Source organism: Clostridium sp. (assembly GCF_051278035.1).
Classification (GTDB): Bacteria; Bacillota; Clostridia; order Clostridiales; family Clostridiaceae; genus Clostridium_AD.
Genome location: NZ_JBNMNU010000141.1, coordinates 1 through 11,415 on the forward strand (window position 1 = coordinate 1; position 11,415 = coordinate 11,415).

Genomic DNA, 11,415 nt, shown 5'->3' on the forward strand with positions numbered 1-11,415 from the left:
AGTAAGGCATAAGTTTGCAGCATCTGTCTTAGAAATCATATTTGAAGATGAAGGTAGAGAAAACAAAGAAGAGCTTATATATCATTTAGAAAAAGCTAATGATAAAGATAGAATTGTTAAATATTGTATAGAACTTGCAGAAAAAATGAAGTCATTTAGATTCATGGATGAAGCTATTTCTAAATATAAAAAGGCACTATCTATGTTATATGATGGAGAAGATCAAAATAAAAAAGTAGAGCTTCTTCTTAAAATAGGGGATATTTACTCAGATACAGGAAACTTAACTGAAGCGTTAGAAACTTATGGAGAAGCATATACATACTCAATAGATTTAGTGGAAGTTAAAATTCAAGTTGATAGCGCAAATAAAGTAGCAAATATATGTATGAAGAGAAATGAAGTAGGAAAAGCACTTGATTATATAAAAAAAGGTGAATCACTTTTGTTAACTACTAATTACGTGGAAGGATATCTTGAAAATAAAAATCTTCTTGCAAAAGCTTATACTGCAAAACAGGAATATGATAAGGTTTTTGATGTATGTACTAATAGCATAAAAAAGTGTGGAAATGCGTACATAAAGCATAAGGGTATTATATACAACAATCTTGGGATTATGTATTCTGAAACCGCTAGGCCGATTGAAGCATTGACGTGCTATAGAAAAGGATTGGTATATTTTGAAGAAATAAATTTTGCGGAAGGCATGTGCCGTTGCTTAAATAATTTAGGGGTAATCTATGGTGATCATTATCATGAAAATGAAACGGCTATTAGTTATTATAATAAATTCTTAGTAATTGCAGAAGAAAATAATATTATAGACTTAGGAATAATTGCTTTAGTTAATTTGGCTACTTGTTATTCTGATAAGTATGATTATAATTCAGCGTTAAAATATTTTAATGATGTACTAGAAAAGTCTAGAAACATCGAGTTTGAAAGTAATATATTTTATATATACAATTATCTTTCCTTTGTTTACCTGAAAATGGGAAATAACAATAAGGCACATGAAAATTTTTTACTAGCACAAAGTGAGTTAGAGAAGTTTCCTATTCAAGGTAAGGATATTTCTATTTATTATCAAATGAGAGCAGAATTCTATTATGGTATAGGAAATATTGATGAAGCTTATGATTTAATTAAAAGGGCATTAAAGGTATATAACAATGATGGTACAACTCAAGATAATGATAGTAAATTATTATTGCTTGTTCTAGAAATACATAGAACACAAAGAATAGAGGATATAGATAAAGGCATTGAGTATATAAAATCAATAATAGATGCATATAAGAACAATACAAATAAAGTGAATGCATTATATGAAATTTGTATAGCAATGCATGAAAATGGATATGTTAATCAAGCTGCTAAATTACTTGAGATTTATCCCTTGAATTATGAGGATATTTTAGGTGACACGATTAATATTAAAAGATTATATTTAGAAGGGCTAATAGGTATTGGAGAAAATAAGATAGAGAGCCTAATGTTAGCTTTGGATTTATCTAAAAAAGTGAAAACTAAATCTTTTCAATGGAAAATATGTAGTTGTATTGGAGATTATTATTTAATGCAGAAGGATTATTTATATGCAGTAAACTATTACTTTGAAGCCTGTGAGATAATTAAAGATTGTACAATGCAATTACCATTGGAGTTAAGAATTAATTATATTAATGAACACATTAGGATAAAGCCTTTTAATATGATTAAAGAAATTAGTAATACCTATGAATACAGCAAAATGTGCAATTCAAAAGAAGGTAATCTAATCATTTTAAACAATGACGATTTAGAGGGGCTTTTTAATTACGTCGCATTTGCTGAAATATTAAATAATAAAAGATTTGTTGAATCAGCACAAAAAATTTATAGTTCCATTCTTCCAAAAGGGATTAATAATATAAATGATATAATTGCTAATATGAGTGAGGAGCCACTTCAAACATTGGACCTTATTACAAAACTTATTTCTAGTATGGTTTTATCCTCTAGGAGCTTAATTATATCTGAGGGGAATGATAATGAGTACTCAGTTGTTGCATCAAGTGATGGGAATTACGATATCGAGGACATTAAACTAATCCTGCAAAGAGTAAGGGAAACTAAAAATCCTATATTGGTAAGCGAAACATTTAATAATTCGAAAAATGTTAAATTAAGATTTATGCCGGGTGGTATGAAATCAATAATGTGTATTCCAATTATAGGGAAAAAATATGTTCTTGAAGAATTATCGAAGGGAGAAAGTAAGAGAGTTAAAGAACCTTCAAATCCAGGGCATATAAAGGGTTATTTATATATGGAGTCCCAAAGAGTGCTAAACAATTTCAATGAGGTTAGTTTGGGCAAATGTACAGACTTAACTTCATTTGTAGGATTTATTGTGGACAATTATTTACTGAAAATAAGCTCTTCTATTGATAAATTAACAGGAACACTCACAAGGCGATTTTTAGAGGAAGAGCTTTCAGGACAAGTTGAAAAAGCTGAGGCGGCTGAAGGTGTGTTCTCAATAATTATGTTTGATTTGGATGATTTTAAAGGGGTTAACGACAGATTTGGGCATCCAACTGGAGATAAAGTACTACATGATGTAAGTGAAGTTGTTATGAATTCAATTAGAAAATTGGATGTGTGTGGAAGATATGGTGGGGAAGAATTTATAATTATATTACCAGAAACTGACACAATTGTGGCAAGTGAAATTGCAGAACGAGTAAGGGGAAATATTGATAATAAAAAAATATTAGGTTTTAAAAGAGAATTAACTGTAAGCATGGGTATTGCTACTTATCCAAACCATGGTAAGTGGGAAAAGGAATTAGTAGAAAAAGCTGATCAGGCATTATATGTAGCTAAGGCAAATGGTAAAAACAGATGTAAAATTTGGGAAAATAAGTTTTCAGGTAAAATGAAGGGCACTAATAAACTTTCAGGAATAATATCGGGGAATGTAGTTCAAGATTCAAGAAATGTACTGGCTATGATGGAGCTTATGGAAATTATTAAATCTGAGTATGATTTGGAAACTCAAATATTTAATGCACTTGGAAGAATAATAGAAACTACTGAGGCTCAAAATGGTATGTACTTTATGGTGAGTGGAAATAAAATTACTAAAAAATTCGGTAGAAAGATCTTCGAGGAAAATTGGACTGAGGCCAAAGGCTATAGTGGGGATATAATAAACTCCGTAATTGATGAAAAACAAGGGATTTATACAATAGATTGGAATTCTGTAATTGAATATGATTTAGTAACAGGGATGCCAAATTGGAATTCAGTTTTAGCTGTTCCTATAGTTAAATCAGGAAATGTTAGTGCAATACTATATTTAACGGTACCTATTAAAATAAAGGAATTTAAATTTGATGATTTGAATTTTGTAAGTACCTTAGGACAGCTTTTGGTAGGATTGTTGTAATAATAGGGTTTTCCCTTTAGGAAAGAGTATAAAACATGCGTTTTATATTCTTTCTATTTTTATGGTATAATTAGAAGATTATAAAATCAAAAGAACTAGGGAGACAATATGTTGAAGGAAGATATGGTACTACAAATATTTAATGAAGGGACCAGTGGGAAAAACCTTGTTAAAGGCCAAAGGGTACTAAGTAATGACCTTGTTTCTTCCCGCGATATTATAAGCGAAGATAAATTAATATGTATAGAAGGTAATGTAATTTCAGAGAAACTTTTCAATGAATATCACACCAAAATTGAAATGGATACAGATAGGAGAAGTATTTTTTCTACATTTTGTAGTTGCGATGATTTTGAAAATAATGAATTTAGAAAAGAAAATTATTGTTGTAAACATCTAGTCGCTACCTTTTATAGTGCCTTAGAAGATTTAGCTAAGCATCCCCTTTTAATGGAAGACGATGTGGCTACTCTACGTACATCTAAAAATAAAAACAATGTATTATCTATGCTTTTAGGTGATGAAAAATATAAGGATGAAATTAAAATAGAAGTTTACATAAATAAAAATCAGTGGACAAATGATATTACAGCGGAGTTTAAAATAGGACTTACCTATATGGCTTCTAATAATATATATATTATAAAGGATATAAATCATTTTTTATTAGCATATTATAATAACCTGCCTATAAATTATAGTAAAAATTTCACTTTTAATATAGGAAATCAAAAGTTATGCACGGTAGATAAAAGGCTTATTGGTTTTATTTCAATGTTAAAAACCATGGAGGGAAATCAAAAGCATTCCAATAGAAATGTAGACCGATATATAGATGGTAAAAATATTAATATTCCGAAATTTTTAACTAGAGAATTTTTCGAAATTATAACTAAGCATAGGGTGTATTTAAATGAAGGTTTTTTTTCTAGACCTGTAGATACTGAAATTTTGTATGAAGCTCCAGCTCTGGATTTTGACTTAAAGATAATAAAGGATAATTATGTGCTTAAATCAATAAACGGAATGCCGGTGGCTCTGGGGTCTAAAAATGATGTTTTATTATATGGCAGCACCTTATATCTTCCAGATTATGAGTTTTGTTATAAGCTCAATCCTTATCTTGAAGTTTTTAATGAGGCAAGGGTAGTAACTATGACAAGCTTTGAGGAGGAGAACATATTAAGAAGACTGATTCCAGATCTTAATTTTTTATCACCGAGTGTAGAATTATCTAAGTCCATTAAAGAAAAAATAATAATGGCTAAGTGTGAATTTAGATTTTATTTTGATCAAGAAGGGAAAGTGATTACTCTATCTACAAAGGTTAAATATGGAACTTTTGAGTTTAATATTTTCGAGGACTGCAGCGAAAAAATCGTATATAGAGATTCTAAAAAGGAAGTTCAGGTAACTTCAATTTTAAAAGCCTTAGGCTTTGAGCAAATAGTGAATAAGTTTCATTTTGTAAAATCAGAAGATCGTATTTTTAAGTTTTTTAAAAGTGAAGTTGGAAGACTTCAAGAAATAGGAGAGGTGTATTACTCTCAAAACTTTAAAGGTATAAAATCTTTGGGGACGACTGGCATTAGTGGGAATATTAAAAGTGGAAAATATAATTACTTTGAAATGGACTTTAAAATAGGTGATATTGAGCCCGTGGAAACAACAAATATACTTAGGGCATTTAGAAATAGTCTAAAATATTATAAGCTTAAAAATGGCGAATATTTAGATTTAGAGGAGTTAGAGCTTAATAAATTCTTGAAGCTTTTAGATGTTATGACTCCTTCCCGTAGTGAAAATAATCATATTGAAATATCTAAAAACAAGAGCATTTTTCTAAATGATTATTTAGAGGAAAATAATATTAGATATATAAAAGGAAAAAAAGAATTGAAAGAAGTAAAAGATAAACTTAAAAACATAGAAAAGTTGAACTTTAAGCAGCCAGATTCATTTAAGGGTGAATTAAGACAATATCAAAAAATTGGATTTAATTGGTTTAAAACCTTGGAGTATTTAGGGTTTGGTGGAATTTTAGGAGACGAAATGGGTCTTGGTAAAACTATTCAAGCTATCACTCTTATATTATCTAACGAGGGAAGTAAGACGTTGATAGTAGCACCTACCTCTTTAATATATAACTGGATAAGTGAGTTTGAAAAGTTTGGACCTAGGCTAAAGGTGATTGCGGCTAATGGTTCAAAGGATGTAAGAGAGGAAGTAATAACCAATATAGATAGATATGATGTGATTATAACTACCTATAACTTATTAAAGAGGGATTTAGAAAGATACAATGAATTGGAGTTTGATTATTGTATATTAGACGAAGCACAGAACATTAAAAATGCAAATTCTCAAAATGCAGTAGCTGTTAAGGAAATAAATGCAAGGACTAGGTTTGCACTATCAGGTACTCCAATAGAAAATTCTCTTATGGATTTATGGTCTATATTCGATTTTATAATGCCAGGATACTTATATGATGAGAAGCGATTTAGTGTAAGATATCACAAAAAACTTAAGGAGTCTCCAGAGATATTAGAGGACTTAAATAGACTTATAAAACCTTTTATCCTAAGACGAAGAAAAAAAGATGTATTAAAGGAATTACCAGATAAAATAGAAAAAACACTGTGGGTTAGTCTAGGGCAGGAGCAAAAAAAAGTTTATAAAACGTATGCTAATTACGCAATGGAGCTTATTGAAAAAAAGGTGAGCAGTGATGAGTTTAAAAGTAGTAAGATAGAAATACTTTCTTACATAACAAAGCTAAGACAATTGTGTCTTGATCCCTCAGTACTTATGAATGATTATAGTGGGGATAGTGCAAAAATGGAAGCTCTAGTAGAACTGCTTCATAACAGTATAGAGGAGGGGCATAGAATACTTGTTTTCTCTCAATTTACCACAGTTCTTAAAAACATACAAAAAAGACTAATAGTAGAGCAAATACAATTTAGTTACCTAGACGGTTCTGTATCTTCAGAAAAAAGGATGGATTTAGTAAAGTCATTTAATGATGGCATGAGTTCTGTATTTTTAATAAGTTTAAAAGCTGGAGGGACTGGTCTTAACTTAACTTCCGCAGATGTAGTAATTCATTTTGATCCTTGGTGGAACCCAGCAGTGGAAGAGCAGGCCACAGATAGGGCTCATAGGATAGGGCAAAAGAAGGTGGTAGAGGTTATAAAAATTATAGCCAAAGGTACTATTGAAGAAAAAATCATTTCACTTCAAGAAGACAAGAAAAAGCTTATATCAGAACTTTTGGGCGAGGAACTTTCCGGAGGCGAAGGGTTTTCAGCAATGAGCGATGAGGAAGTATTTGGATTATTTGAGATGAAAGAATAAATTTATGAATAATATAAATACCAAATGCTCACAATAAACTGAGGTGAGATTATGGCTGTAACTAATGATGTAAAAGAAATGAATAAATTCTTAAAAGGTATACACATGGGAGGTACTACATTCAAAGACTACCTCCATAAAGCTAAAAGTCATGAACTTAAAAATGAGTTAGTTCAAATTATAGAATCATTCAAAAGACATGAAGAGGCAATTACTAGTAGAATAGAAAAATTAGACGGTAATGCAGCAGATACCCTTGGGGTGCTGGGTACTATGGCAGATTTCTTTGAAAAAATAAAGCTTATTCCTGTAAATACTGATTTAGGAGTATGCCAGCATGCGTTAGATGCCATGGAGATGGGAATAAAACAAGGTGGAAAATTTATAGATGAGAATAGTAGTTTGGATGCTAGCTTAATGAAAGAAGTAAAAGCCGTTGTAGCGGACTATGACAACCATTTGAGAAAAATACAAAAAATAATTGAAACATGTAAATAGTAAAATGCTTCCACGTGCAAGGTGGGGGCATTTTACTATTTAGTTATAAAATATTAACATTATAAAGTTGAAGGTGATTCGTTAATATCTATATCAATATTTTTTAACATGGTATAGTGACATTTGTACCACTCATTGTTAGGGTCTATTCTGTATGCTTTTTCTGCATATATCAAGGCTATTATGCTTTTATTCATATCCACATATACTTCAGATTTTCCATAATAGGCAACACTTTTAGTGCTATCTATTTGAATAGCTTTATTATATACTTCAAGAGCTTCATTTTTATTACCCAGAGAACGTAGCGAACTTGCTTTACCACATAGCGCATCATAAAAATTAGGGTCTAGTTTTAAGCAAATGTCAAAGCAGGTTATAGCTTCTTTAAAATCATTAAGTAGAGCTAGAAACTCTGCTTTTTTCAAATATATGGTTATATTTTCGCCATGGAGTTCAAGAAGCTTTTCACAATAGTAAATGCAGCTATCAAAATCTCCAATTAAATCGTGTATATCAATTAACTTCCAGTAACCTTTTGGATCGAACGGAGCAAGTTCTATGTATTTATTTATGCACTTTTCAGCCTCAAAGGCTTCGCACATTCCAATAAGAGCATCAGCTTTTACAAGGTAAGTTTCAGCATATTCGTTATTTAATAAAATGGCTTTATTAAATTCTTTAAATGCTTTTTTAGTTTCTCCGTCATTAAAAAGTCCCTTACCCCTTTCTATATACTCTTTAACTAACATTTTATCTTTGTTTAATCTAACATTAATTTCCATTAACATACTCCTCTCATTACAACATATACATTATAATTGTTGACACAAAATAAAACCCTATTCATTTTAAATAGGATTTTTATTTTGTGCCAATAATGTTGAAACAAGTGTGGAATTAGTATGCTGGAATCTTTGGGTTGATATTTATTCCCATCTGTTTTATAATACCTTTAGGCAAGTTTACAGAAAAATCAGAAAAGGGTAAAATTATTTTAAGGGGGAGACAAAATGGATAAAATTGTGAAGTGCTCAATATTAGTTTGTGATGATTTTAATGCGGTGCTGATTGTAAACAGAGGTAAAAGTAAAAAGAATTTACAAAAAGTGTGGAGTATTTTTAGTAGTAATCTAAAAGGCAAGGTAACTGCGGAGAAAATTGTTAGTAAAGCAATAGATAAGGATCTAAAATGTAACATATTTGACATAACTAAATTTAAAGAATATTCTTTTGATAGTGGAGATACTTTGATAGTTTACACTGGCAAGGTAAAAGAGTATTTAACACCACATAAAGACATACAATCAGTTAAATGGATTACTAAAAGTAAAGTGGATATGTATGAATTTTCTAGTGAGGATAAAGAGATAATATTAGATTACTTTAAAAGCATAGAAGGGATAAAAAGTATTAGTTGATAATAAGTATTTACAAACATAAGAGCTTGTAGTATTATTTAAATAAACACATTTTGTTAGAATTCATATATATAATATGTAAAAGAATATTAAAAGACATGAGATTTTAGAATGGAGGATTTTTATGATAATAAATTGGCTTAGCGGGTTTAATCCCGTAGCTCAAGCACTTATTGCAACATTATTTACATGGGGCGTTACGGCCTTAGGAGCGGCTGTAGTATTTTTCTTTAAAGATATAAATAGGAAGGTGTTAAATGCTATGCTTGGCTTTGCAGCAGGAGTTATGATTGCCGCTAGTTTTTGGTCGCTACTGGCACCTGCTATAGAGATGGCGGAGCAAACAAGTACGCCAGCGTGGATACCAGCAGCAGTAGGATTTTTAGCAGGTGGAACTTTTCTTTTAGTAGTAGACAAAATTTTGCCGCATCTACATCTTAATAAACCAATAGAACAATCGGAAGGCATTAAAACCAGCTGGCAAAGAAGTGTGCTACTAGTATCAGCTATAACATTACACAATATACCAGAGGGACTTGCAGTTGGAGTTGCTTTTGGTGCAGTAGCATCGGGATTACCCTCAGCATCGCTTGCAGGAGCTGTTACACTGGCAATCGGGATTGGTATTCAAAACTTCCCGGAAGGGGCTGCGGTTTCTATACCACTAAGGCGGGAGGGATTCTCACGCTTTAAAAGTTTCATATATGGGCAGGCCTCTGGTATAGTAGAACCTATAGCAGGAGTATTAGGAGCGTTTGCAGTAATAGCTATGAAACCTATTCTTCCATATGCATTGTCTTTTGCAGCAGGAGCTATGATATTTGTGGTTGTTGAAGAATTAATACCGGAATCACAACAGGGTTCCGACACTGACATTTCAACGATTGGCGCTATGCTAGGGTTTGCGATTATGATGATATTAGATGTAGCTTTGGGGTAATAGTTATAGAAAATATTATAATAAAGAGGGGATTGAATTTAGAGCAGGGAAAAGATTTATACGATATAAAATCAAAAATATATGAAGGCAATGTTCCTAAAAATTTATACGAAATACTAATAGGTAAAAATTTGAAGGAAGAACTGAAGTTAAACATTGGAGATAAGATTTCACTGATTACACCTAATGGGAAAACTAAAGATTCTATAGTAACTGGGTTTTATGATTTAAAGGTAGCAAATATAAATAAATCTTGGATTATAACAAATCTTAAAACATCTCAAGACATATTTGATTTTAATAATAAAGTTACGTCTATAGAAATGCAATTAAACTCAAAAGATGTATTTAAAGCAGATGAAATTGCAATAAGCATAAATGAAGAGTTAGCAGATAATAATGTAAAAGTTGAAAACTGGAAGGATCAAAACGAAGAATTACTTGGGGGTCTTAACGGACAAAGTGTTTCTAGTTTGATGATACAAGTTTCCGTACTTATTTCTGTGACTCTTGGCATTGCAAGTGTGCTTGCTATAACAGTGGTTCAAAAATCCAAACAAATTGGAATACTTAAAGCTATGGGAATAAAGGATAGAGATGCCAGTAAAATTTTCTTGTATGAAGGACTTTTATTAGGGGTTGCTGGGGCAATAATGGGAATAATCTTTGGGATTACACTTATGGTGGGATTCACCAAATTCGCGTTAAATCCTGATGGGACATCAATTATACCACTTTATCTAGATTATAAATTCATTGCATTATCAGGTGCTATAGCTGTAGTTTCTGCATCGTTAGCGGCTCTTATACAAGCAAGAAGCTCATCAAAATTAGAACCGATTGAGGTGATTAAGAATGGCTAGCGTTATTACATTAAAGGATATAAATAAAATTTATGGCACTGCTGTAAAAACACAGGTTTTATTTGATACAAACTTGTCTTTTGAAGAAGGCTCTTTCAATTCAATTATTGGTCAATCAGGAAGTGGTAAAAGTACACTTCTGAATATCATGGGAACTTTGGATGAACCTACCAGTGGAGAGGTTTATATAAGCGGTAAAAGAACAGATAGCATGAGTAAGAACGCACTAGCTGCACTTAGAAATAAAACTATTGGATTTGTTTTTCAATTTCATTATTTGTTACCAGAATTCACAGCTATAGAGAATGTACTTATTCCATATATGATGAATAACCCTAAACCTTCTAAAGAAATTATAGAAAGAGCAGAGGAATTCATGAACTTGGTTGGGATTTACAAAGTAAAAGATAATTTGGCAACTAATATGTCCGGAGGACTGCAGCAGAGAACTGCAATTGCAAGGGCACTAATTAATAACCCTAAAATAATACTTGCGGATGAGCCTACAGGAAACTTAGACTCTGAGTCAACAGAGAATATATACACTATACTAAGGGATATAAACGAGAAATTTAAGACGACTTTCATAATTATTACACATGATAGGAGGATAGCAGAAAAAACTGATAGGATAATTGAGATAAAAGATGGAAGAATCAATATGGACATCGATACAAAATAGCTATAAACAAAGGAGAGTACATGGAAAAATTTGCTGGGAAACGTGATTCTATAATAAAACTTGGTAGTATCTTTGCTATATCTGCATTATTGGCTATTGTGAGTTATTTGTATATTTCTAATTTAACACTTAAAATAATAATGTTATTAATTTTTATTTTATCCGCTTTTAATGTGTATATGGGACTATTACTTTCAATAACCGTGGATGAA

General features: G+C 31.2%; 9 protein-coding genes. 8 read left to right on the plus strand and 1 reads right to left on the minus strand.

What is annotated here, in order from left to right; genetic code table 11:
- From ACJAX4_RS17745 to ACJAX4_RS17755, 3 genes are all read left to right on the plus strand, one after another.
- Positions 1-3,439, plus strand: a 3,439-nt coding sequence (locus tag ACJAX4_RS17745) for a diguanylate cyclase (protein WP_435790781.1), incomplete at its 5' end; no start/stop codon positions are given.
- Between the two features lie 108 nt (positions 3,440-3,547).
- Positions 3,548-6,799 carry a DEAD/DEAH box helicase gene (locus ACJAX4_RS17750; RefSeq protein ID WP_435790782.1) on the plus strand — a complete coding sequence of 1,084 codons (3,252 nt, stop codon included), beginning with the start codon at positions 3,548-3,550 and terminating at the stop codon, positions 6,797-6,799.
- Positions 6,800-6,850: 51 nt separating this feature from the next.
- On the plus strand, positions 6,851-7,297 hold the full coding sequence (locus ACJAX4_RS17755; protein WP_435790783.1) for a DUF2383 domain-containing protein: 447 nt from the start codon (positions 6,851-6,853) through the stop codon (positions 7,295-7,297).
- A gap of 59 nt (positions 7,298-7,356) precedes the next feature.
- Here ACJAX4_RS17755 and ACJAX4_RS17760 read toward each other — a convergent pair whose 3' ends face one another.
- Positions 7,357-8,082 (minus strand): tetratricopeptide repeat protein, encoded by a 726-nt coding sequence (locus ACJAX4_RS17760; protein ID WP_435790784.1) that lies wholly within the window; start codon positions 8,080-8,082, stop codon positions 7,357-7,359.
- 228 nt (positions 8,083-8,310) lie between these two features.
- Here ACJAX4_RS17760 and ACJAX4_RS17765 point away from each other — a divergent pair, with 228 nt between their 5' ends.
- The 5 genes from ACJAX4_RS17765 to ACJAX4_RS17785 form a co-directional block, all read left to right on the plus strand.
- Positions 8,311-8,718 carry a hypothetical protein gene (locus tag ACJAX4_RS17765; protein ID WP_435790785.1) on the plus strand — a complete coding sequence of 136 codons (408 nt, stop codon included), beginning with the start codon at positions 8,311-8,313 and terminating at the stop codon, positions 8,716-8,718.
- A 124-nt stretch (positions 8,719-8,842) separates the two neighbouring features.
- Complete coding sequence (locus ACJAX4_RS17770) at positions 8,843-9,658, plus strand: ZIP family metal transporter (protein WP_435790786.1); 816 nt, start codon at positions 8,843-8,845, stop codon at positions 9,656-9,658.
- A gap of 32 nt (positions 9,659-9,690) precedes the next feature.
- Entirely contained in the window at positions 9,691-10,521 is an 831-nt protein-coding gene (locus ACJAX4_RS17775) for an ABC transporter permease (protein WP_435790787.1), read from the plus strand.
- Positions 10,514-11,203, plus strand: a complete 690-nt coding sequence (locus ACJAX4_RS17780) for an ABC transporter ATP-binding protein (RefSeq protein ID WP_435790788.1) — start codon at positions 10,514-10,516, stop codon at positions 11,201-11,203. Before ACJAX4_RS17775 ends, ACJAX4_RS17780 begins: the two co-directional genes overlap by 8 nt.
- 20 nt (positions 11,204-11,223) lie before the next feature.
- The coding region (locus tag ACJAX4_RS17785) for a hypothetical protein (protein ID WP_435790789.1) at positions 11,224-11,415 on the plus strand (192 nt) is incomplete at its 3' end.

What these genes read in the sequence shown, in the direction of transcription:
- ACJAX4_RS17750 (WP_435790782.1), top strand. Translation starts at nt 3,548, where the DNA reads ATGTTGAAGGAAGATATGGTACTACAAATATTTAATGAAGGGACCAGT.
- ACJAX4_RS17755 (WP_435790783.1), top strand. Translation starts at nt 6,851, where the DNA reads ATGGCTGTAACTAATGATGTAAAAGAAATGAATAAATTCTTAAAAGGT.
- ACJAX4_RS17760 (WP_435790784.1), bottom strand. Translation starts at nt 8,082, where the DNA reads ATGGAAATTAATGTTAGATTAAACAAAGATAAAATGTTAGTTAAAGAG.
- ACJAX4_RS17765 (WP_435790785.1), top strand. Translation starts at nt 8,311, where the DNA reads ATGGATAAAATTGTGAAGTGCTCAATATTAGTTTGTGATGATTTTAAT.
- ACJAX4_RS17770 (WP_435790786.1), top strand. Translation starts at nt 8,843, where the DNA reads ATGATAATAAATTGGCTTAGCGGGTTTAATCCCGTAGCTCAAGCACTT.
- ACJAX4_RS17780 (WP_435790788.1), top strand. Translation starts at nt 10,514, where the DNA reads ATGGCTAGCGTTATTACATTAAAGGATATAAATAAAATTTATGGCACT.